The sequence below is a fragment of the Pseudomonas canadensis genome, assembly GCF_000503215.1.
In the GTDB taxonomy this organism is placed as follows: Bacteria; Pseudomonadota; Gammaproteobacteria; order Pseudomonadales; family Pseudomonadaceae; genus Aquipseudomonas; species Aquipseudomonas canadensis.
Window position 1 is genome coordinate 152,411 of the sequence record NZ_KI628539.1, and the last position, 22,385, is coordinate 174,795.

The 22,385-nt window shown below is 61.0% G+C and carries 17 protein-coding genes; 7 read left to right on the forward strand and 10 right to left on the reverse strand.

Translation table 11 applies throughout. The annotated features are described in order from the left end of the window. The first annotated feature begins 11 nt into the window (after positions 1-11). Positions 12-1,718, forward strand: a complete 1,707-nt coding sequence (locus U367_RS0123460; RefSeq protein WP_028618809.1) for a PTS fructose-like transporter subunit IIB — start codon at positions 12-14, stop codon at positions 1,716-1,718. Between the two features lie 99 nt (positions 1,719-1,817). Beyond that, complete coding sequence (locus tag U367_RS0123465) at positions 1,818-3,359, forward strand: alkaline phosphatase D family protein (RefSeq protein WP_028618810.1); 1,542 nt, start codon at positions 1,818-1,820, stop codon at positions 3,357-3,359. 53 nt (positions 3,360-3,412) lie between these two features. Here U367_RS0123465 and U367_RS0123470 read toward each other — a convergent pair whose 3' ends face one another. Together U367_RS0123470 and U367_RS0123475 are read right to left on the reverse strand one after the other, a co-directional pair. Then, positions 3,413-5,938, reverse strand: coding sequence for a PepSY domain-containing protein (locus U367_RS0123470; RefSeq protein ID WP_028618811.1), 2,526 nt, complete (start codon positions 5,936-5,938; stop codon positions 3,413-3,415). A gap of 136 nt (positions 5,939-6,074) precedes the next feature. Beyond that, a complete protein-coding gene (locus U367_RS0123475) occupies positions 6,075-8,360 on the reverse strand; it encodes a TonB-dependent receptor (protein ID WP_028618812.1) in 2,286 nt (761 codons plus the stop codon). A 205-nt stretch (positions 8,361-8,565) separates the two neighbouring features. Between U367_RS0123475 and U367_RS0123480 the strand changes: the two genes are divergently transcribed. Both U367_RS0123480 and U367_RS0123485 read left to right on the forward strand, forming a co-directional pair. After that, positions 8,566-9,246, forward strand: coding sequence for a Fe2+-dependent dioxygenase (locus U367_RS0123480; protein WP_028618813.1), 681 nt, complete (start codon positions 8,566-8,568; stop codon positions 9,244-9,246). Position 9,247: 1 nt separating this feature from the next. Then, on the forward strand, positions 9,248-10,000 hold the full coding sequence (locus tag U367_RS0123485; protein ID WP_028618814.1) for a tetratricopeptide repeat protein: 753 nt from the start codon (positions 9,248-9,250) through the stop codon (positions 9,998-10,000). A gap of 88 nt (positions 10,001-10,088) precedes the next feature. On the opposite strand, the gene U367_RS0123490 is transcribed toward U367_RS0123485, so the two are convergent. From U367_RS0123490 to U367_RS0123510, 5 genes are all read right to left on the reverse strand, one after another. Next, positions 10,089-11,252 (reverse strand): type III PLP-dependent enzyme, encoded by a 1,164-nt coding sequence (locus tag U367_RS0123490; protein ID WP_010213203.1) that lies wholly within the window; start codon positions 11,250-11,252, stop codon positions 10,089-10,091. Positions 11,253-11,664: 412 nt separating this feature from the next. Then, a complete protein-coding gene (locus U367_RS0123495) occupies positions 11,665-12,822 on the reverse strand; it encodes an osmoprotectant ABC transporter ATP-binding protein OsmV (RefSeq protein WP_028618815.1) in 1,158 nt (385 codons plus the stop codon). Continuing rightward, positions 12,819-13,472 carry an ABC transporter permease gene (locus U367_RS0123500; protein WP_010213201.1) on the reverse strand — a complete coding sequence of 218 codons (654 nt, stop codon included), beginning with the start codon at positions 13,470-13,472 and terminating at the stop codon, positions 12,819-12,821. Before U367_RS0123500 ends, U367_RS0123495 begins: the two co-directional genes overlap by 4 nt. 14 nt (positions 13,473-13,486) lie before the next feature. After that, complete coding sequence (locus U367_RS0123505; RefSeq protein ID WP_028618816.1) at positions 13,487-14,380, reverse strand: glycine betaine ABC transporter substrate-binding protein; 894 nt, start codon at positions 14,378-14,380, stop codon at positions 13,487-13,489. 20 nt (positions 14,381-14,400) lie between these two features. After that, entirely contained in the window at positions 14,401-15,117 is a 717-nt protein-coding gene (locus tag U367_RS0123510) for an ABC transporter permease (RefSeq protein ID WP_028618817.1), read from the reverse strand. 331 nt (positions 15,118-15,448) lie between these two features. On the opposite strand from U367_RS0123510, the gene U367_RS0123515 reads away from it, so the two are divergent. The 3 genes from U367_RS0123515 (at position 15,449) to U367_RS0123525 (ending at position 17,752) form a co-directional block, all read left to right on the forward strand. Next, entirely contained in the window at positions 15,449-17,032 is a 1,584-nt protein-coding gene (locus U367_RS0123515; RefSeq protein WP_010213196.1) for a peptide chain release factor 3, read from the forward strand. A gap of 123 nt (positions 17,033-17,155) precedes the next feature. Then, positions 17,156-17,401 (forward strand): hypothetical protein, encoded by a 246-nt coding sequence (locus U367_RS0123520; protein WP_028618818.1) that lies wholly within the window; start codon positions 17,156-17,158, stop codon positions 17,399-17,401. Positions 17,402-17,497: 96 nt separating this feature from the next. Further along, complete coding sequence (locus U367_RS0123525; protein WP_028618819.1) at positions 17,498-17,752, forward strand: hypothetical protein; 255 nt, start codon at positions 17,498-17,500, stop codon at positions 17,750-17,752. Between the two features lie 66 nt (positions 17,753-17,818). Here the strand turns inward: U367_RS0123525 and U367_RS0123530 are convergent, their stop codons facing one another. The 3 genes from U367_RS0123530 to U367_RS0123540 all read right to left on the reverse strand — a co-directional run bounded on the left by U367_RS0123530 (position 17,819) and on the right by U367_RS0123540 (position 22,375). Continuing rightward, a complete protein-coding gene (locus U367_RS0123530) occupies positions 17,819-20,077 on the reverse strand; it encodes a TonB-dependent siderophore receptor (RefSeq protein WP_028618820.1) in 2,259 nt (752 codons plus the stop codon). A 358-nt stretch (positions 20,078-20,435) separates the two neighbouring features. After that, on the reverse strand, positions 20,436-21,407 hold the full coding sequence (locus U367_RS0123535; RefSeq protein WP_028618821.1) for a peptide ABC transporter ATP-binding protein: 972 nt from the start codon (positions 21,405-21,407) through the stop codon (positions 20,436-20,438). Next, a complete protein-coding gene (locus tag U367_RS0123540; RefSeq protein ID WP_028618822.1) occupies positions 21,407-22,375 on the reverse strand; it encodes an ABC transporter ATP-binding protein in 969 nt (322 codons plus the stop codon). The genes U367_RS0123535 and U367_RS0123540 overlap by 1 nt, the downstream gene beginning before the upstream one ends. Positions 22,376-22,385: the final 10 nt, after the last annotated feature.

Sequence of the window (22,385 nt, forward strand, 5' to 3'; positions counted from 1 at the left end):
GAGGGTTTGTGATGAAGTTAGCCATTGTTACCGCCTGCCCGAACGGCATGGTCACCAGTGTGCTGTGCGCCCGCTTGTTGGACGCCGCCGCACAGCGCCAGGGCTGGAGCACCAGCGTTGAAGTGGTGGATGTGCAGCGCCCGGAACGCCAGTTGTCCCAAGCCACGATCGACGACGCCGAATGGGTGTTGCTGGTCAGCAGCACCCCGGTGGCTATGCAGCGGTTTGTCGGCAAGCGCGTGTTCCAGAGCACGCCGGCCCAGGCGCTGGCGGATGTCGACGCCGTATTGCGGCGCGGCGCCGAAGAGGCGCAGGTGCATGTCGCCACCGAACACGCGGCCAAAAAAGCGCCGCGTATTGTTGCGATCACCGCTTGCCCGACGGGCGTCGCCCACACCTTCATGGCGGCCGAGGCCTTGCAGCAGACCGCCAAGCGTCTGGGCTACGACTTGCAGGTCGAGACCCAAGGCTCGGTCGGTGCCCGTACACCCTTGAGCCCGCAGTCCATCGCTGATGCAGACGTGGTGTTGCTGGCCGCCGATATTGAAGTCGCCACCGAGCGCTTCGCCGGCAAGAAGATCTACCGTTGCGGCACCGGCATTGCCCTCAAGCAATCCGAAGCCACCCTTAACAAAGCCCTTGCTGAAGGCTCGGTGGAAAGCGCGGCCAGCGGTACCGTGGCCAAGAAGGAAAAAACCGGCGTCTACAAACACCTGCTCACCGGGGTGTCGTTCATGTTGCCGATGGTGGTGGCGGGTGGATTGTTGACCGCCTTGTCATTCATGTTCGGCATCACGGCGTTTGAAGAGCAAGGCACCCTTGCCGCCGCGTTGAAAACGGTGGGTAACCAGGCCTTCATGTTGATGGTGCCGCTGCTGGCGGGCTATATCGCCTACTCCATTGCCGACCGTCCCGCCCTGGCCCCCGGCATGATTGGCGGGCTGCTGGCGACGACCCTGGGTGCAGGCTTCATCGGCGGGATATTCGCCGGTTTCCTCGCCGGCTACTGCGTCAAGCTGATCAGCCGCGCGGTGCAACTGCCGCAGAGCCTGGATGCGCTCAAACCGATCCTGATCATCCCGTTGCTGGCGAGCCTGTTCACCGGCCTTGCGATGATCTATCTGGTCGGGCCGCCGGTGGCGCGGATGCTGGTGGGCCTGACGGGATTCCTCAACACCATGGGCACCGCCAACGCCGTGCTGCTGGGCGTTCTGTTGGGCGGCATGATGTGCGTCGACCTTGGCGGGCCGATCAACAAGGCCGCCTACGCGTTCTCGGTCGGCATGCTCGCCGAGCACAGTGGCGCGCCGATAGCCGCGGTGATGGCCGCGGGCATGGTGCCGCCCATCGGCATGGGCATCGCCACGTTCCTGGCGCGCCGCAAGTTCGCCCAGACGGAGCGGGAAGCTGGCAAGGCCGCGATCATTCTCGGGATGGTGTTCATTTCCGAAGGTGCGATTCCCTTTGCGGCTAAAGATCCGCTGCGCGTGATCCCGGCCAGCATCGCCGGTGGCGCGTTGGCCGGTGCCTTGTCGATGTACTTTGGTTGCAAACTGGCAGCGCCCCACGGCGGGCTGGCGGTGCTGGTGATCCCGAACGCGATGAACCATGCGTTGCTGTATTTGCTGGCAATCGTTGCCGGTAGCCTGCTGACGGGGTTGGTGTACGCGCTGATCAAACGCCCCGAAGCGCAAGAGCTGGCCGTCGCCCCAGCCTGACCCTGTAGGAGCCGGCAAGCCGGCTCCTACAGAGGGTGTCATCTGGCTTTCATCCCGACGTGGTTAAGTTTCCCTTTTGATACTCAAGAGGGCACCTGCATGAGCCACTTCGATCTTGGCCGCCGCCGCGTTATGCAAGCCGTCGGCGCCGGCCTGTTGTTGCCGGGCCTGGCCCCGGCGGTGATTGCCTCGGTCAAGGACCGACCGCAACTCACCGACGGCGTGCAGTCCGGCGACCTGCTCGGTGATCGCGCCATGATCTGGAGCCGCAGCGACCGCCCGGCCCGCATGGTGGTGGAGTGGGACACCCGCAGCGTATTCAGCAACCCGCGTCGATTTGTTTCGCCCTTGGCCGATAACCGCACCGACTTTACCTCCCGCGTCGAACTCACCGGGCTGCCCGCCGACCAGGCGATTTTCTACCGCGTGCACTTCGAAGATGCCCAGACCGGCATCGCCAGCGAACCCTGGTTTGGCCACCTGCGCAGCGTGCCGCAACAACGCCGCGATATCCGTTTTGTGTGGAGCGGCGACACCGTCGGCCAGGGCTTCGGCATCAACCCGGACATTGGCGGCATGCGTATCTATGAAGCCATGCGCCTGCGCTTGCCGGATTTCTTTATCCACAGCGGCGACACCATCTACGCCGACGGTCCGGTGCCGGCACAGCTTACGGTCGAAAACGGGCGCATCTGGCGCAACATCACCACCGAAGCCAAGAGCAAGGTTGCCGAAACCCTGGATGAGTATCGCGGCAATTACCGCTACAACCTGATGGATGAAAACGTCCGTCGCTTCAACGCCGAAGTGCCGCAGATCTGGCAGTGGGACGACCATGAAGTGGTGAACAACTGGTCTCCAAGCAAGCAGTTGGATGAGCGTTACCAGGTCAAGGACATCAACACCTTGGTCGGCCGTGCGCGCCAGGCCTGGCTGGAATATTCACCGATGCGCCGGCAGAGCGCCGACGGCGGCGGACGGATTTATCGCAAGCTCAGTTATGGTCCGCTGCTGGATGTGTTCGTGCTGGACATGCGTAGCTATCGCGGACCGAACGATGACAACCTGGGTGGTGAAAAACCCTTCCTCGGCCGCGAGCAATTGGACTGGCTCAAGCGTGAGCTCAAAGGTTCGCAGGCGCAGTGGAAAGTCATCGCGGCTGACATGCCGATTGGCCTGGGTGTACCCGATGGTGAAGTGAGCCCTGGCGTACCGCGTTGGGAAGCGATTGCCAATAGTGACCCAGGCGCACCGCAAGGACGTGAGTTGGAAATTGCCGAACTGCTGGGCTTTTTAAGGGCGCACAAGGTGCGCAATCACGTGTGGCTGACGGCAGATGTGCACTACTGCGCCGCGCACCACTATCACCCGGATCGCGCGGCGTTCCAGGATTTCGAGCCGTTCTGGGAGTTTGTCGCCGGGCCGTTGAATGCGGGGAGTTTCGGGCCCAACCCACTGGATAAAACCTTTGGCCCCGAAGTGGTGTTCGAGAAGGCTCCGCCGGCACAGAACACCTCGCCGTTCGCGGGTTTTCAGTTTTTTGGTGAGGTGCAGATTGATGGGCAGACGGCGGAGTTGACCGTAATCCTGCGCGACCTGGATGGTGTCTCAGTGTTCGAACAAAAGCTACAACCCGCCTAAATCCCGCTCCCTGCAGGAGCCGGCAAGCCGGCTCCTGCAGTAAAGGGGGAAGGTCAGTAGACATCGCGCCGGTAGCGGCCTTGCTCGATCAAGCGCTCCACGGCCTCACTGCCGAGGATGTCCACCAGCGCCTGGTCCACTCCAGCCGCCATTCCCTGCAAACTCCCGCACACATAAATCGCCGCGCCGTCGCTTAGCCATCTACGCAGCACCTCGGCGGACTCGCGCAGACGATCCTGCACGTAGATTTTTTCCTCCTGATCGCGGGAAAAAGCCAGGTCCAGCAACGCCAGGTCACCACTGGCTAGCCAGCCTTGCAGCTCGTCCTGACAGAGGAAGTCGTGCTTGATATTGCGTTCACCGAACAGCAGCCAGTTGCGCTGCTGACCATCGGCAATGCGCGCCTTGAGCAAGCTGCGCAGGCCGGCCAGGCCGGTGCCGTTGCCCAGCAGGATCAGTGGCACGGGTACATCTGGTAGATGGAAGCCACTGTTGCGGCGCAGGCGCAGGCTGATGCTTGAGCCGAGGGCGGCATGTTCGGTGAGCCAGCCTGAACCGAGACCCAGGCTACCGTCGGGGTGGCGTTCCTGGCGCACGATCAATTCGAGTACGCCATCGCTGGCAATCGAGGCGATGGAGTATTCGCGCATGCCCAGCGGTACCAGCGCGTCCACCAGCGCCTGGGCATGCAGGCCGACCAGGTGGGCGCGATGCGTCGGCAATTGGCGAGTGGCCAGGGCTTGATCGAGGGTGTGCACCATGCCGTCGATCAGCACGCCGTCACTGCCGGCCAGGCCCAGGCCTTCGAGGAAGTGCTCGATGGCCCAGGGGCAGTTGCGCGGCAATACTTCCACCAGGTCGCCGGCCTGCCAGCTTTGCGGTGAAGGCGAGGTGAGGCCCAGCAAATAAACATCCGAGCCCGCGCTGTCGCGGTTAAGCAGGGAGCGTTGGCTCAGCGTCCAGTTTTCGTACTGGGCGGTCGGCCAAGCGGCCGCCGGGGCGTGGCCTGTCAGCTGGCCCAGTTGTTGTTGCCAGTGCAGCAGGGCGGTGGTGTCGCCGCTGTCGACTTCCACCGGGGCAAACAGTGCGTTGCCGCCCTGGTTGGTCAGCCAGAAGTGCAGGCGGCGTGCAAAGCCGCAGAAGTGTTCGTATTGACGGTCGCCCAGGGCCAGGACCGAGTAGTTCAAACCTTTCAGGGACAGGTCTTGGCCGAGCACACTGCGCTCGAAACCGCGGGCACTGTCGGGCGCTTCACCGTCGCCGAAGGTGCTGACCACGAACAGCGCATTTTCCGACTGGCGCAGATCATCCTGGCTGACGCTGCCCAGGGACTGCACCTTCACCGGCAAACCAGCCGCCTGCAATTGGCCTGCTGTTTGCCACGCAAGCTGCTCGGCAAAACCGCTCTGGCTGGCGAAGCCGATCAGCCAGGCTGGCGCATCGCTGGCGTTGGCCGAGAGGCCTTTACGCGCGTCACGCACCTGGCGTTTCTTGCGACGACGGTCCAGGTAAAGCAGCCAACCGGTGATGAAGAACAGCGGCATCAGCACCGAGCTGAGCGTGAGGATGATCCGCCCCGCCAGGCCAAAGTAACTGCCGGTGTGCAGCGCGTAGACGCTGGTCAGCAGTTGTGAGCCGAAGGTCTTGCTGGCGTAGCGGTCATGGGATTTCACCTCGCCGGTCGCCGGGTCCAGGTTGATCTGGTTCAGCGCGCGGTCATGGGGCGAATCGTCCAGCAGGTAGTAGACGGTGGCCGGTTGCCCGGCGACGGCCGGCATGCGGATGTTGTAAGCACTCAAGCCTGGGCCGGCGTTGCTGTAGATGCTGCTCCAGATCGCATCGTAATTGGCTACGGGCGCCGGGCCTTCGGGGGCCGGGCCGCGTTTGCGCACCCGTTCATTCTGTGGGGCGTCGGACAGCAGCTTGGTCAGGCCCTGGCTGTACCAGTCGTAGGACCAATACAGTCCGGTCAGCGCCGACAGCAGATAGGCCAGCAAGCACCAGGTGCCGAATACCGAGTGCAGGTCCCAGTTGAAGGCGCGGCCCTTTTTGCGCCAGTCCAGGGTCAGCCAGGCACGCCAGCTTGCCACTTGGCGCGGCCAGCGCAGGTAGATACCGGACAGGCAGAAGAACACCAGGATCAGTGTGCAGGCGCCGGTGATATTGCGCCCGGTATCGCCCATCACCAGGAAACGGTGAAATTGCAGCAGGAAGCCGAAAACCTCCTGGCCGACCACGTCGCCCATGTAGTCGCCGGTGTAGGGGTCGAAATAGCGCAATTGCCCACGGCGTTCACCGGGTGGCGGGGTGAAGAACACGCGGGCGGCGTTGCCGCTCTCGCTCTCCACGAACAGCATGGCCACGGTCTGGCCTTCGGTGGCTTCCAGCTTGCGCACCAGCTCGGCGGGCGGCAGGACGCCGGCTTCGCGTTTTCCCACGGTCAGTACGCTGGGGTTGAGCGCCCGCAGTATTTCATCCTGAAACGAGACCGCAGCCCCGGTGATCCCCATCAAGGCCAGCACCAGCCCGGCGGTAATGCCGAAGAACCAGTGCAACTGGAATAGGGTTTTCTTCAACACGTCTGACCGCCTCGTTTATCCGGATATGTAGGGCACGGCGCGCATTATGCCGTGGCTTGTCGAGAAACATTCTGTTTGACACGCAAAAGCCCCACGCATCCGATGCGTGGGGCTTTTTACTGCGTGGTGTTGCTGCTTAGAAGTGGAAGCTGGTGGTCAACAGCGCCGTGCGACCGGCCGCCTGGTTGGCGAAGTGTGTCGAGAAGGCCTTGTCGTAATACAGCTTGTCCGTCAGGTTTTGCACGTTCAATTGCAAGTCGACGTTCTTGGTCAGCTTGTAACTGGCCATGGCGTCGTAACGGGTATAGGACGGTACATAAACGGTGTTGCCCGCATCGCCATAAACCTGGTCGACGTAGAACGCGCCGCCACCGATGGTGAGCTTGGAGGTGACGTCGTAGGTGGTCCACAGGCTGAAGGTGTTCTTCGGCGTGTTGGGCATTTGATTGCCTTTGTTCGAACCCGAACTGACCACGCCGTTGCGACCGTTCAGGCCGGATTTGACCAACTCGCTGTCGAGGTAGCTGTAGCCGGCGAACACCTGCCATTGGTCGGTGATCTTGCCGCTGGCCGACAATTCCACGCCGTCGACTTGGGACTCACCGGCGTTCTGATAGGTCAGGGCATCGACCAGGATGCGCGTGTTTTTCTTCTCGGTACGGAACACCGCAGCGGTCAGGGATAGGCGATCATGGAACAGATCCCACTTGGTGCCCAGTTCGTAGTTGACGGTTTCTTCCGGCTGCAGGTCGCTGGTGGCGGCGCCGGCTGACAGTGGGTTGCCGTCCGAACCTTCACCGACCAGGCCGCCGGCTGGCGTCGCCGACGTGGCATAGGACGCATAGATGCTGGCGTTTTCGACCGGCTTCCAGACCAGGCCGGCCTGCCAGTTGAAGAATTGGCTGTCTTCTTTGATTTTGCTGCGGCCGGTCGCGGAATCGGTGTTGGCAACGGTGTCAAAGGTGTCGTAGCGCAGGCCGACGTTCAGCAACCATTTCGGGTCCAGCTCAATGGTGTCGAACACGTAGGCGCCACGGCTGGTGGCCTTGGTGGTGGTGCCGTAATAGTTGCGCGCGATGCTGCCGGTCCAGGCGTCATCCGGGTTCGGGTTGCTCAGGGAGGTGCACTGGCCGCCCAGGCTGCCTTTGGCCACGGTACAGATCGGGTTGGCGTTGGGGCTGATGGTGTAGCTGCTGACGCGGGTTTCTTCACCGGTGAATTCCAGGCCGGTGGAGTAGCTGTGCTTGAAGCCCAGGGCCTGGAAGCTGCCGAACAGGTCGGTCTGGTTGGTGGTAGTGGTTGTGGTCGAGACCCGGCTGTTGGCGCGACGCCACACGGTGCCGAACCGGTTGACGTTGAATTTGCTGTCGTCCGGCTGCGTCAGGATGTAATCCTGCCCGGTGCTGCCGTGACGCAGGGTGTTTTTCAGCGTCATGGTGTCGTTCAGGTCGTGCTCGATGGAGAACGTGCTGATATCGGCGCGGGTCTTGCGGAAGTCGCGATCCTTGAGGCCGTAGAAGTTGTTGCTGTCGCCGCCGTCGTTGGGCTTGTCATGCACATGGGCCGTCGCGGTCGACGAGCCGTAACCGTAGGGAATCCCCGAGTCCGGCAGGTCATTGCTTTCCAGGTGGTAGTAGCTGAGGTTGACGCGGGTCGGGGTACCCAGGCCAAAGGTCAGCGACGGGGCGACACCCCAGCGGTCGTAATTCACCGCATCGCGACCGGCCACGTTCTGTTCGTGGCTCATCAGGTTCAGGCGGAACGCGGCGCTGTCGTCGAGGAACTGACGGTTCACGTCGAGTACATAGCGGCGAGTCTGATCGGAACCGTAGGTGAAGCCGCCGTTGGTGAAGTCCCGCGCTTGTGGGGTCTTGCTCACCAGGTTGAGGCTGCCACCGGCCGAACCACGACCGCCGAACGCAGAGTTCGGGCCTTTGCTGACTTCGATCGACTCGATGTCAAAGATCTCGCGGCTCTGGCCGCCCGTGTCGCGCACACCGTCCAGGTAGGTGTCGCCTTGGGCGTCAAAACCACGGATGAACGGACGGTCGCCCTGGGGGTTGCCGCCCTCGCCGGCACCAAACGTGATGCCCGGTACGGTGCGCAAGGCGTCCTGCAGCGAGGTGGCGGCGGTGTCCTTGAGCACTTGTTGCGGCACCACGGTGACCGAGCGCGGCGTGTCGACCAGCGGCGCGGTGTATTTCTGCGACGAGGCTTTTTCGACCTGGTAGGAGGTGTTGTCCTGTTCTTCGCCAGTAATGCTGGTGGCGCCGAGGGAGATGCTGTTGCGCTGGCCTTTTTGTTCAGTGTCTTCGGCAGCCTGCGCCAGATGGGCGACAGAGCTGGCGCTGAGGGCAACGCCGATGGCCGAAGCCAGCATGCGTGGTGAACTGGCAGGTATTTTTGTAGTGGTGCGCGACATGACGTGTCCTTTCCCCAAGGATGTGAGGCCGCGGAATATAGTGTTAACAAGTATTTCTATCAATTGCGATACATTGCTAATTGCACTGAATTTACATTCTTTACACTTTTTGCTTACGGTTTTTACGAACTCATACGTCTGCTGCGTTTTACAGGGCGGATAAGAATCAATACCATTGGCATCTCTCCGAATTCAGGTATTGCCCATGCTGCTGCACATCCCCGGCCTGTTCTCTCGTGAGGAAGTGCAGCGCATCCGCCAAGCCCTGGAAACTGCCGATTGGGCCGACGGTAAAATCACCGCCGGGCACCAGTCCGCCAAGGCCAAACACAACCTGCAATTGCCCGAAGGCCACCCGCTGGCCAAGGAAATCGGCGCAGCGATGCTCGAGCGTTTGTGGCAGAACCCGCTGTTTATGTCGGCGGCGTTACCGCACAAGGTCTTCCCGCCGTTGCTCAACTGCTACACCGCTGGTGGCAGTTTCGATTTTCACATCGACAACGCCGTACGCCAGCCCAAAGGCAGCCACGAGCGCGTGCGCACTGATTTGTCATCCACCGTGTTTTTCAGCGACCCCGATGAGTACGACGGCGGCGAACTGGAAATCCAGGACACCTTCGGCCTGCAGCGCGTGAAGTTACCGGCCGGCGACATGGTGCTGTACCCCGGTTCCAGCTTGCACAAAGTCAGCGCGGTGACTCGCGGCGCGCGCTACGCCTCTTTCTTCTGGACCCAAAGCCTGGTGCGCGAAGACAGCCAGCGCACCCTGCTGTTCGAAATGGACGGCGCGATCCAGCAACTGAGCGCAGACGTGCCCGACCACCCCGCGCTGATCCAGCTCACCGGCACCTACCACAACCTGTTGCGCCGCTGGGTCGAGGTCTGACATGGGTTTTTTGTTACGTCGTGAAGAAGTACTCAACGTCGAACAACTCCAATCCATGCTCGACGACTCCCCGGTGCGTGCAGCCCAGGCCATCCTGATCGCGGCCAAGGCAGGCGTGGTGGATGCCCAGGCGCTGCTCGGCCAAATCCTGCTGGAAGGGCGTGGCATTGAGCGCGATGAAGCCTTGGCGCTGCGCTGGTTCCAGATTGCGGCGCAGGGCGGGCACTTGATGGCGCGCAATATGGCCGGTCGCTGTTTGGAGCATGGTTGGGGTTGTGCGGCGGATGAAGCGGCAGCGGCGCGAGAATACCGTTTGGCCGCCGAGGCCGGTTTGGATTGGGCGCAATACAACTACGCCAATCTGCTGGCGACCGGGCGCGGTGTTACCGAGGACCAACCGCAAGCCCTGAGCCTATATCGCCAGGCTGCGGAACAAGGCCATGCCAAGTCGATGAACCTGTTGGGGCGTTATCTGGAAGACGGACAATGCTGCCCAAGAGATTTGGATGCCGCCGTGGAATGGTATCGACGCTCCGCCGAAGCCGGGGATTTTCGCGGGCAGTTCAGCTATGCGGCGGTGTTGGCTGACAGAGGTCAAATCGAAGCGGCGCTGGAGTGGTTGCGAGAGGCGTTGGCGGGCGGGAATTTGAAGTTTCTGCGCACGGCGCAGAAGGCGTTGGAGGCGGCTAACAATGCGCAAATCCGCGCGATGGCCGAAATATACAAAGGTCGCGCTATGCACCTAAACCCGTAGGAGCCGGCTTGCCGGCGATGGCGATCTTAAGGACGCCATCGCCGGCAAGCCGGCTCCTACAAAGGTTGATCGTTCCCGGGCGGGATGATCAGACGTAGAAGGATTTCAGTGGCGGAAAGCCATTGAACTCAACCGCGCTGTAACTGGTGGTGTAGGCACCGGTCGACAACCAGTACAGACGATCACCAATCGCCAGGTTCAGCGGCAGGCCGTACTTGTAGTTCTCGTACATGATGTCGGCGCTGTCGCAGGTCGGGCCGGCGATGACCACTTCTTCCATCTCGCCTTTCTTCTCGGTCCAGATCGGGAACTTGATGGCTTCGTCCATGGTTTCGATCAGGCCGGAGAACTTGCCCACATCCGTGTACACCCAACGCTCGACGGCGGTACGGGATTTACGCGCCACCAGCACCACTTCGCTGACCAGGATACCGGCGTTGGCAATCAACGAACGGCCCGGCTCCAGGATGATTTCCGGCAGGTCGTCGCCGAAATCTTCCTTGAGGAAGCGGATGATTTCTTCAGCGTAGGTTTCCAGACTGTTGGTGCGGGTGATGTAGTTGGCCGGGAAGCCGCCACCCATGTTGATCAGCTTGAGGTGGATGCCGTCTTCTTCCTTCAGGCGCTCGAAGATCACTTTGACCTTGGCGATCGCTGCGTCCCACACGCTGATGTCACGCTGTTGCGAACCCACGTGGAACGAGATGCCGTACGGCACCAGGCCCAGGTCACGGGCGAGGATCAGCAGGTCCATGGCCATGTCGGTCTGGCAGCCGAATTTGCGCGACAAAGGCCAGTCAGCCGTGGTCGAGCCCTCGGTGAGAATACGTACATACACTTTCGAGCCTGGCGCGGCCTTGGCGATGTTGCGCAGGTCGGCTTCGGAGTCGGTGGAGAACAGGCGCACGCCCTTCTCGTAGAAGTAGCGGATGTCCTTGGATTTCTTGATGGTGTTGCCGTAGCTGATACGGTCGGCGCTGACGCCACGGTCCATCACTTTGTCCAGCTCGTAGATCGAGGCGATGTCGAAGCTCGAACCCTTTTCTTTGAGCAGGTCAATGATCTCGACAGCCGGGTTGGCCTTGACCGCGTAATAGACTTTGGCGAATTCGAAACCGGCGCGCAGGTCATCGTAGGCCTGGCTGATCATCGCGGTGTCGATCACCACGAACGGGGTTTCTTGCTTGTCGGCGAACGCCTTCATTTTGTCAAAAGTGGCGCGCGCGAAATAATCTTCGACGTTGATCGACATGCTGGGAACTCCTAAGGGCAAACTGTATTGATCAATGGGTGCAAATGAACGTCCTCCGTATCCCCACTTTGGTTCGCCTACTTCCCAAGGCATGTCGCCGAAAGCAAAAAGGCCATGAGAATAACCGCTTCCCTTGGCCTTGCTGTCTCGTCGTCAGTACTTGAGCCGGATGGATCGTTTCCAGCATGGACGTTCGGCGCGAACTTTAGGACGTGAGGGGCCATAGATCAACTAAAAATGTCGCGTTTTTGCACGCGTTCGTCGCGGAGCCACGTGCAGCTACTTATGTAACCGACAGGTGTGACGGAATGATGTTCCCCGGAGGGGGCAATTTGAGGTGTTTCAGGCACTGTGAAGATCCAATGTGGGAGCGAGCAAGCCCGCTCCCACATGTTGAACGGAGCGCGTCAGGTCATGCGAGCGCCGTCTCGGCAGGGGAGACGATGCTGGTCTTGCCCCCACGCGACTTACCAGAGCTCAGGTACTCGGCAATCGACTCCTGCGTCACTTCCCCGAGGAACACCCGCTCCGCATCCATCACCGGCAACCACGAGCGGTTGAACTCGTACATGCGCGACAGCAGGATGCGCAAATGCTCGTCGTACGCCGCCGTGGCGTTGAACTGGCGCAGATACTGGCCGCAGGTGCCGGTCTGACGGTGCAGGTCGCGACGTCGTACATACCCCAGCGCCTTGTTCTCGGAACAGGTGACCACCACGTAGCGGCGGTCGGTTTCGTCCATCAGTTCCAGGGCATCGGCCACCGGGGTCTCCGGGCTCACCGACGGGGCGTTGTCTGCCGCGTCTTCGGCTTTCACCAGCAGCAGGCGCTTGAGGGTGCTGTCCTGGCCCACGAAATTGCTGACGAATTCGTCGGCCGGGTGCGCCAGCAGCGTGTCCGGATGGTCGATCTGCAACAGCTTGCCAGCGCGGAAAATCGCGATCTTGTCGCCCAGCTTGATCGCCTCGTCGATGTCATGGCTGACCATGATCACGGTCTTGTTCAGCGCGCGCTGCATCTCGAAGAATTCGTTCTGGATCATCTCGCGGTTGATCGGGTCGACCGCGCCGAACGGTTCGTCCATCAGCAGCAACGGCGCATCGGCCGCCAGTGCACGGATCACGCCGATACGCTGTTGCTGGCCACCGGACAGCTCACGCGGGTAGCGATGCAGGTACTGCTTGGGCTCCAGCTTGATCATGCTCATCAACTCGCGGGCGCGGTCATGGCATTTCTGTTTGTCCCAGCCAAGCAGCTTGGGCACCACCACGATGTTTTCCTCGATGGTCATGTTGGGGAACAGGCCGATCTGCTGGATCACGTAGCCGATGTTGCGACGCAGGGTCACTTCGTCGAGGTCGGTGGTGTCTTCGCCATTGATCAGGATCTTGCCCGAAGTGGGCTTGATCAGGCGGTTGATCATCTTCAGCGTGGTGCTTTTGCCGCAACCGGATGGGCCGAGGAACACGCAAATCTCGCCTTCATTGACGGTCAGGCTTACATCGTTCACGGCGGTGACAGTCTTGCCGTTGCTTTGGAAGGTCTTGGACAGGTTTTGAAGTTCGATCATTTGAGCAATCCTTTTGGAGTCAGCGAGCGTTGCAGCCATTGCAAGAGCAGGTCGGCGAAGATGGCCAGGAGACTGACCAGCACGGCGCCAACGATCAGCATCGACATGTCGCTGCGGCTGATGGAAGCCAGAATAAGTACACCCAGGCCACCGGCACCGATGGTGGCGGCGATGGTCATGACACCGATATTCATCACCACGGCGGTGCGCACACCGGCGAGGATAACCGGCACGGCGATGGGTAACTCGACCATGCGCAGGCGCTGGCCGAAGGTCATGCCGATGCCGCGTGCGGCTTCGCGAATACCCGGTTCCACGCCGGTGAGGGCAAGGTAGGTGTTACGCATGATCGGCAGCAGGGAGTAGAGGAACACGGCGGTGATCGCCGGCATTGGCCCCAGGCCCTGGCCGAACTTGGAGTAGAACGGCAACAGCAGGCCGAACAGGGCGATGGACGGCACGGTCAGCAGCACCGTGGCGCTCGCTTGCAGCGGACCGGCAAGCGTCGGGAAGCGCGTCATCAGGATGCCCAGGGGCACACCGATCAGGATCGCGAGGATCACGGCGATACCGACCAGGGTGATGTGCTGCCCGGTCAGTTGTAGGACTTGGGCCCAATCAAGATGGGAAAAGGCGTTCAGGAATTCCATGTCTTCTCCTCTTATTAATTGATCGGATGTTGGCGCAGGAAGTCGGCGGCAACCGCGGAGGGGCTTTCATGGTCGACGTCGACCCGCGCGTTCAACTGGCGCATGGTTTCGTCGTCGAACAGATCGGCCAATGGCTTGAGGTCAGCGGCCAGTTCCGGGTGAGCGTCGAGATACACCTGACGCACCACGGGGGCGGCGGTGTAGTCCGGGAAGTAATGCTTGTCGTCTTCCAGCAGCTTCAGTTTGAAGGCGTTCAGGCGACCGTCGGTGGTGTAGACCAGACCGGCAAACACCTGGCCATTACGCAGAGCGGTGTAGACCAGGCCGGCGTCCATCTGCCGGGTGTTTTTGCGCGTGAGGTTCATGTCATACAGCTTGACCATGCCGCCCATGCCGTCGGAACGGTTGGCGAACTCGGTGTCCAGGGCCACCAGGCGCGTGCCTTTGGTTTTCTCTGCCAGCGCTTGGGTAAGGTCGCTGATGCTGGTGATCTGCGGGAACTCCTTGGCCACATTCTCGGGCAGCGCCAGGGCGTAGGTGTTGCTGAAACGCGAGGGCGAGAGCCAGACCAGGCCTTTTTTCGCGTCGAGTTCTTTTACCCGTGCGTAGGACTGTTCGCTGTCGAGCTTTTCGTCGACATGGTTGTAGGCCACCAGCGACACGCCGGTGTATTCCCAGATGAGATCCAGTTGCCCGCTTTCCTGGGCACTGCGCGCCAGGTTGCTGCCCAGGCCGCCGGTCACACGGGCGTCATAGCCCTTGGTGCGCAGGTACTGGGACGTGATTTCGGCCAGCAGGGTCTGTTCGGTGAACACCCGGGCGCCGATGCGGATCACCGGTTTTTCGGCAGCTTGCGCAATACCTGCAAGCAGCAGAACGCAGCTCAATATCAGGGTCAGTCTTTTCATGTGATTTCCTTTGCCAAGCCTTAAGACGGACGCAACCCGCGTTCCAGCCAGAGGCGGCTGGCCATGGTCACCAGACCGTCGAGCAGCAATGCCAGCAACGCGGTGCACGCGGCGCCAAGCAGCAATTGCGGCTGATTGTTCAGGGCGATGCCGGGGAAGATCAGGCTGCCCAGGCTGTTGGCGCCGATCAGGAAAGCCAGCGGGGCGGTCCCCACGTTGATCGCCAGGGCCACGCGCACACCGCCGATGATGATCGGTACGGCGTTGGGCAATTCCACGCGAAACAGCACCTGGCGCGGCGTCATGCCGATGCCGGTGGCGGCTTCTTTCAGTGAGCCTTGAACGTTTTTGAGGCCTTCGTAGGTGTTGCGCACAATGGGCAGCAACGAGGCGAGGAACAGCGCGAAGATCGCCGGGCCACTGCCAATGCCGAGGACGCCGAGGGCGATGGCCAGTACGGCCAGGGGAGGGACGGTGTTGCCGATGTTGAAGATTTGCATGAAGCGTTCTGCGCGCCCGACCATGTGCGGTCGGCTGAGCAGGATACCGGCGGGGATGCCCACAATGAGGGCGGCCAGCATGGAGACAAGAACGAGGATCAGATGAGCTTGCAGGTAAAACAACAAATCGTCGCGGTACAGTTCGATCGTGTTGATGCCGATCCAGTGGACCAGCAGGGCCAAGAGGGCGACGACAACCGCTCCTCCTATCAGCCCTTTGCCATAGCGAATAGCCACAGGCGGACTCCTTTTTTCTTTTGTCGGCGAACACATTTCCGAGCGGCAATGCCATTCCTGGCTGTCGGCGAATGAGTTCGCGAAAAGCAGCTCGCCGATACCGGCAACGCGGTATGCGATCGAGCCATGAGCGCAGCCTCGTCAGGCTAACTTGCTGATTTATCAGCCCCTGTTCCGAGTGCGGCAGCAGGGGAGTGGACGTCTCTACCTTTTAAAAGGTTCCACACTTGGCAGCAATTAGCCACCCCCAATCGGGTGAACGGTGGTCCGGCCCCTGGGGTTTGCGCTATACTCGCCGCCCTTTTTTGACTCACCTGCCAGGCGATTTCCCATGACCCACCAGGCCGCCGAAGTCGCGAAACGCCGCACTTTCGCCATTATTTCCCACCCCGATGCCGGTAAAACCACCATCACCGAGAAGCTCTTGCTGATGGGCAAGGCAATCGCGGTGGCCGGCACGGTGAAATCCCGCAAATCCGACCGCCATGCCACCTCCGACTGGATGGAAATGGAAAAACAACGGGGTATCTCCATTACCACGTCGGTCATGCAGTTCCCGTATCGCGACCACATGGTCAACCTGCTTGATACCCCGGGCCACGAAGACTTCTCCGAAGACACCTACCGCACCCTGACCGCGGTGGACTCGGCGTTGATGGTCCTCGACGGCGGTAAAGGCGTCGAGCCACGTACCATTGCGCTGATGGACGTGTGCCGTCTGCGTGACACGCCCATCGTCAGCTTCATCAACAAACTCGACCGCGACATCCGCGACCCGATCGAACTGTTGGACGAAATCGAAGCCGTCCTGAAGATCAAGGCTGCGCCTATCACCTGGCCGATCGGTTGCTATCGCGACTTCAAGGGCGTGTACCACCTGGCCGACGACTACATCATTGTCTACACCGCCGGCCACGGTCATGAGCGCACCGAAACCAAGATCATCGAGAAACTCGACTCCGACGAAGCCCGCGCCCACCTGGGTGACGAGTACGACCGCTTTGTCGATCAGCTGGAACTGGTGCAGGGCGCCTGTCATGAGTTCAACCAGCAGGAATTCCTCGACGGCCAGTTGACCCCGGTGTTCTTTGGTACGGCCCTGGGCAACTTCGGTGTCGACCATGTGCTGGACGCCGTGGTGGATTGGGCTCCACGCCCATTGGCCCGTGTCGCCAACGAGCGCACCGTAGAACCGGTCGAAGAGAAATTCACCGGCTTCGTGTTCAAGATCCAAGCGAACATGGACCCAAAACACCGCGACCGTATCGCCTTCATGCGCATCTGCTCCGGCAAATACGAAAAAGGCATGAAGATGCGCCACGTGCGTACCGGCAAGGACGTACGCATCGGCGACGCCTTGACGTTCTTCTCCTCCGAGCGTGAACAGCTCGAAGAAGCCTACGCCGGCGACATCATCGGCCTGCACAACCATGGCACCATCCAGATCGGCGACACCTTCACCGAAGGCGAAGCCCTGGGCTTCACCGGTATCCCGCACTTCGCCCCGGAACTGTTCCGTCGCGTTCGCCTGCGCGACCCGCTGAAATCCAAGCAACTGCGCCAGGGCCTGCAGCAATTGGCGGAAGAGGGGGCCACCCAAGTGTTCTTCCCGGAGCGCAGCAACGACATCATCCTCGGCGCCGTCGGCGTGCTGCAGTTCGACGTGGTCGCCAGCCGCTTGAAAGAGGAATACAAGGTTGAGTGCTCGTATGAGCCGATCACCGTGTACTCCGCACGCTGGATCGATTGCAGCGATAAGAAGAAGTTGGAAGAGTTCTCCAACAAGGCTGTGGAAAACCTCGCGGTCGACGGCGGTGGTCATCTGACTTACCTGGCGCCGACGCGGGTGAACCTGGCGTTGATGGAAGAGCGCTGGCCGGATGTGAAATTCCGTGCGACCCGTGAGCACCATTAAGGTCTGAGCGGTAAAGAAAAGGGCGAAGCTGTTATGGCTTCGCCCTTTTTTGTGGCGAGAGTGGCGTATCGGGTCTAGTTTTTTGGGGGCAGGATTTATCCACTGACTGAAAAGGAAAGCGCTGTGCCTAGTGTCAAACGCGTCATCTGCTGGATGCTGTTAGCTGGTATGGGGCTGTCCACGATCCCGGCACTGGCGGGCGCTGGAACTGCGCAATGGAAAGACACCGGCCCGGTCACCAAGAAAAAGCAACAAGAGGTCAACTCCGGCAGTTGGAAACCCCAAGCCCAGCCCGCGCCGAAGGAAGACCAGGAAAACCCCTACAACGAGGGTGAGGACAGTGAAACCTACGACGACGGCGAAACCTGACGTCTGGCGCAAACCCGGCATTGGGACTAGCGTCAAGGCTGGCAGCGGTAAACGGCTGTCGCGTGGGATCTACCTACTGACTGGACGGAATCAACCATGAGTATTTTTCAACGTGTAGTGCTGTTGATAAAGGTGCTGGTGCTGTTGTCGTTGGGGATGTCGTCGGCCTGGGCGCATAACCCGGTGAAGAGCGGTGTTGTGTCGTCGGGGCATAGCCAGGATTTGCAACTGGCCAAGTCCGAGGCGGAGCCTGGCGACAAGGGTCAGGGTGGCAGTGAGGACGACGATGACTCCACCACCGACGAACCGGACAGCGATGATCCGGACGCTGAAGGCGACAGCCAGACGTAGTCACAGCCAGAAACGAAACCGCCCGGTTAGCCGGGCGGAGTCAGTTATGTGCTCGCTGTGTTTCGATCAGAACGATGTAGTGACCGAGGCGAAGTAAGCGCGGCCGGGTTCGTTGTAGGTCTGGGCACCTGCGTCCTCGGCATTGCCTTTGCGATACAGGCGCTTGTCCAGCAGGTTGTTGATACCGATGCGTACGCTGAGGTTTTTGTTGAACTCATAACCGCTGCTCAAGCCCATCAACCCGTACGGGTCGACATCCTGTTGGGCGCTGCGATCGTAGCTGCTGGCGCTGCGTGAGTTGAGCGTCGGAGATTCCTGCTTGCCGTAATAGGTACCGCTGACCTGGAACGAAAGTTTGTCGGTGGCTTGCCAGTCCAGCGTGGTGTTGACGGTGTACTTGGGAATGATGCTCAGCGGCTCGCCGGTGTCTTTGTCCTTGGAATCAATCATGTAGGTCAGGTTGGTGTTCCAGTCCAGATCGTTGCGCAGGCTCACGAACAGGTTGCCCTCGACCCCCTGCACCAGAGCCGGCCCGCTGTTTTCCCATTGCAGGACGCGACGGCCATTGGCCAGGCGGAACGCCGCCTCGTTGCTGGCATTGATCTTGTTCTTGTAGTCATTGCGGAAGTAGGTCGCGCTGGTGCGCCAGGTGCCCTTGTCGTAGGCCAGGCCGATTTCCTTGTTGACGCTGATTTCCGGCTTCAGGTCCCGATTACCCACCAGGTAGCAGCCCCCCAGGTTGGCTTCGCTGGCGTTGCATCCGTTGCCACGGCTGTACAGCAAGTAGTTCGGGTTCGACTGGTACAGGTTGGGCGTCTTGTACGCCCGGGCGATACCGCCCTTGAGGCTCAACTCGTCGGTCAACTGGTGCGAGGCGTTGAGGCTGGGGCTCCAGTTGCCGCCAAACTCTTCGTGATCGTCGAAGCGCAGGCCGGGGGTGACGATGGTCTTGCTGCCCAACTCGATGTTGTCCTCGGCAAACAGTGCGTAGCTCGACGCGGTGGTCTTGGTGCTGTTGCGACTGACACCGGGGATGCCAGGCACGCCGCCGGTGCCCGGGTCATAGGTTTGCGGGCGCAACGAGCCCGGATCGTTCATCGACTCATAGAGGTATTCACTGCCCAGCGTCAGCACCTGCTCGGCGCCAAAGCTCAGTGGCAGGTTGACCTCTGCCGTAGCCCGGGTGTTGCGCAGGCGCGATTCGAAACGGCCTGCCGTGGCGGAAGGCGCGCCTTCGCCGGAGCCGGCCAAGCCTTCATTGAGACGCTCGTTGCGGGTCAGGTCGTGAGTCAACGAGGCGAGGGTGGAACCCCAGTCAAATTCGCCGCGGTGAGTGGCGGAAAAGCTGCTGCGTTGGATCACACTGGTTTCCTTGCCCACCAAGCTGTCCACGAAGGTGCCACCGCCGTTGAGCATGGTGTCGCCGGCGAAGATGTTGCCCTGGCGGCTGTAGCTGGCTTCCAGGTCGAGGGTTTGCTCCGAGGTGAATTGCCAACTCAACAAGCCGTTGACGTCTTTGTTGCGCACGCCTTCGCGGCCGGCCACCAGCGAATCGGCCGTCGCTTGCTCGGTGCGGTTGATGTCGGAATCGTCGGCGTCGGTCTTGCTCAGGCCGCCGTAGACGCGAAACGCCAGGGAGTCGGTCAACGGGCCGCTGAGGTTGAAGTTGGTGCGCTTGCTCGCGCCTTCGGCGTCGTCTTCGGGAAATGAGGTGTAGGCGGTCAGCGAGCCGTGCAATTGGTCGGTCGGTCGCTTGGTGATGATGTTGACCACCCCGCCCATGGCGCCCGAGCCGTAACGGGCGGCGGCCGGACCGCGCAGGATTTCGATGCGTTCGACTTCTTCGGCCGGCACCCAGTTGGTTTCGCCACGGGTGTCGCGGTCACCGCTCCAGCCGTAACGCACGGCGTTGCGTGAGGTCGACGGCTTGCCATCGATCAGGATCAGGGTGTTTTCCGGGCCCATGCCGCGCAGGTCGATCTGACGGTTGTTGCCACGGCTGCCGCTGGAACTGTTGCCGGTCAGGTTGACGCCCGGCTCGCGACGGATGATGTCCGACAGGTCATTGGTGGGCGGGCGCTTCTTGATGTCCTCGGCGGTGATGATCGACACGCCGGGGGCTTGTTTGAGTTCTTCTGCCGCCGTCCCGAGTACGCGGGTGACTTCCAGCTCCAAGGCCTGTGGCGTGCCGTCTACGGGGAGGTCTGTCGCTTCGATCGGTACTTTGTCGCGTTCTCTTTCCACGGTATCCGCCAGCAGGGCAGGCGAGGAGAAGGCAGCGATAAACGCCAGGGAGAAATGGCTGAGCCTGAATCGAGACGACATGTCCACAAAGTCCTTTAGGGAGGGGCAGTTGAACGAGATGCGCCTGAGTCGCCGTCTTGCAGCGAACGTGTCTTCAGGCGCTCTCCATGCGCCGGAATGGTATTGATTCTCAAATAAAAGTAAATTGCATTTACAATCTATACACTTTCAAAATAGTGTTTTTCTCATGTTTTCAAGGCGCAAGCCCCCTAGAACCAAGGGATTTGAATGTGTGTTTTTTGTTACAAATTGATCGTTGAGCCGCTGCGACCGCCCCTGCCTGACGCTCTGTTTGCGCCCCACAAAAACGAAAAAGCCCCTCCGGCCAGACTGATGCGCAATCTGGCGGGAAGGGCTGTGGAACGCTGTGAAACTGAGCTTAAGCCACGAACTGCTCCGCATAGTGGCAAGCCACCTGACGGTTATCCAACGCACGCAGCTGCGGCTCTTCGCTGCTGCACCGCGCGGTCGCATACGGGCAGCGCTTATGGAAGGCGCAGCCAGGCGGCGGGTTCATCGGGTTGGGCAGTTCGCCGACAATCTTGATCTTCGGCTTGTTCGGGTCCGGGTGGATGGTCGGGGTGGCCGACAGCAGCGCCTGGGTATAGGGGTGCAGCGGGCGTGCGTAGATGTCTTCCTTGGGGCCCACTTCCACCGGGCGGCCGAGGTACATCACCATCACGTCATCGGCGACGTGCTGCACCACCGCCAGGTTGTGGGAGATGAACACGTAGGCCGTGTTGAACTCCTGCTGCAGGTCCATGAACAGGTTGAGCACCTGGGCCTGGATCGACACGTCCAGTGCGGAGGTGGGTTCATCCGCCACCAGCACTTTGGGTTGCAGCATCATGGCGCGGGCCAGGGCGATTCGCTGGCGCTGGCCACCGGAGAACATGTGCGGGTAGCGCTGATAGTGCTCGGGGCGCAGGCCCACTTGCTTCATCATCGCCTGCACTTTCTCGCGGCGCTCGGCGGCGGACAGGTTGGTGTTGATCAGCAGCGGCTCGCCGAGTTGATCACCGACTTTCTGGCGTGGGTTCAGCGAGGCGTACGGGCTCTGGAACACCATCTGCACGTCTTTGCGCAGTTGCTTGCGCTGGGCCTTGTCGGCGCCGGCCACTTCCTGGCCGGCGATTTTCAAGGAGCCGGAAGACGGCTCTTCAATCAATGTGAGCGCACGGGCCAAGGTGGATTTGCCGCAACCCGACTCGCCTACCACTGCGAGGGTCTTGCCGGCTTCCAGCTCAAAGGACACGCCGTTGAGTGCACGCACCAAAGCGTGGCCCTTGAACAGGCCACGGGACACTTCGTAGTGACGGGTCAGGTCGCGGGCGGTAAGAACGACGGCCATTACGCCACCTCCTGGTTCAAGGGGTAGAAGCAGCGCGCAAGGCTGTTGGTTTTTGGATCAAGCCCCGGACGCTGGGCACGGCAGGAATCCTGCACATACGGGCAGCGCGGTGACAGCAGGCAACCCTGCGGGCGGTCATAACGACCTGGAACGATACCTGGCAGCGTCGCCAAACGCGTGGCGCCGAGGCTGTGCTCGGGGATCGCCTTGAGCAGCGCTTCGCTGTACGGGTGCGCCGGAATGTCGAACAGTTGCGGCACCTGGCCGACCTCAACCGCCTGGCCTGCGTACATCACGCACACACGCTGGGCGGTTTCCGCCACGACTGCAAGGTCGTGAGTGATCAGCACCAGGCCCATGTTCTGTTCTTTCTGCAACGCCAGCAGCAGTTCCATGATCTGCGCCTGGATGGTGACGTCCAGCGCCGTGGTCGGTTCGTCCGCGATCAGCAGTTTCGGCTCGCCGGCAATCGCCATGGCGATTGCCACACGCTGGCTCATGCCGCCGGACAGTTGGTGCGGGTAGGCATCCATACGGCTGGCAGCGCCTGGGATCTCCACTTTTTCCAACAGTTCGATGGCACGCTTGCGCGCTTGTTTGCCGGACATTTTCAGGTGCAGGCGCAGCACTTCTTCAATCTGGAAACCCACGGTGTAGCTGGGGTTCAGCGCGGTCATCGGGTCCTGGAACACCATCGCCAGGTCTTTGCCGACGATCTGGCGGCGCTGGCGGTTGCTCAGCTTGAGCATGTCCTTGCCGTCGAAGTTCAGCGCGTCGGCGGTGACGATGCCGGGATGCTCGATCAGGCCCATCAGCGCCATCATGGTCACGGATTTACCCGAACCCGACTCGCCAACGATCGCCAGTACTTCGCCTTTGTCGACCGAAATGTCGAGGCCATCGACCACCGGAACGGCGGTCTTGTCGCCGAAGCGCACGTTGAGATTCTTGATTTCTAACAGTGACATGGGAATCTCC

Excerpts from the sequence above, each read along its gene's own strand:
- U367_RS0123460 (WP_028618809.1), top strand. The coding sequence starts at position 12 with ATGAAGTTAGCCATTGTTACCGCCTGCCCGAACGGCATGGTCACCAGT.
- U367_RS0123465 (WP_028618810.1), top strand. The coding sequence starts at position 1,818 with ATGAGCCACTTCGATCTTGGCCGCCGCCGCGTTATGCAAGCCGTCGGC.
- U367_RS0123475 (WP_028618812.1), bottom strand. The coding sequence starts at position 8,360 with ATGTCGCGCACCACTACAAAAATACCTGCCAGTTCACCACGCATGCTG.
- U367_RS0123480 (WP_028618813.1), top strand. The coding sequence starts at position 8,566 with ATGCTGCTGCACATCCCCGGCCTGTTCTCTCGTGAGGAAGTGCAGCGC.
- U367_RS0123485 (WP_028618814.1), top strand. The coding sequence starts at position 9,248 with ATGGGTTTTTTGTTACGTCGTGAAGAAGTACTCAACGTCGAACAACTC.
- U367_RS0123490 (WP_010213203.1), bottom strand. The coding sequence starts at position 11,252 with ATGTCGATCAACGTCGAAGATTATTTCGCGCGCGCCACTTTTGACAAA.
- U367_RS0123495 (WP_028618815.1), bottom strand. The coding sequence starts at position 12,822 with ATGATCGAACTTCAAAACCTGTCCAAGACCTTCCAAAGCAACGGCAAG.
- U367_RS0123500 (WP_010213201.1), bottom strand. The coding sequence starts at position 13,472 with ATGGAATTCCTGAACGCCTTTTCCCATCTTGATTGGGCCCAAGTCCTA.
- U367_RS0123505 (WP_028618816.1), bottom strand. The coding sequence starts at position 14,380 with ATGAAAAGACTGACCCTGATATTGAGCTGCGTTCTGCTGCTTGCAGGT.
- U367_RS0123515 (WP_010213196.1), top strand. The coding sequence starts at position 15,449 with ATGACCCACCAGGCCGCCGAAGTCGCGAAACGCCGCACTTTCGCCATT.
- U367_RS0123525 (WP_028618819.1), top strand. The coding sequence starts at position 17,498 with ATGAGTATTTTTCAACGTGTAGTGCTGTTGATAAAGGTGCTGGTGCTG.
- U367_RS0123530 (WP_028618820.1), bottom strand. The coding sequence starts at position 20,077 with ATGTCGTCTCGATTCAGGCTCAGCCATTTCTCCCTGGCGTTTATCGCT.
- U367_RS0123535 (WP_028618821.1), bottom strand. The coding sequence starts at position 21,407 with ATGGCCGTCGTTCTTACCGCCCGCGACCTGACCCGTCACTACGAAGTG.
- U367_RS0123540 (WP_028618822.1), bottom strand. The coding sequence starts at position 22,375 with ATGTCACTGTTAGAAATCAAGAATCTCAACGTGCGCTTCGGCGACAAG.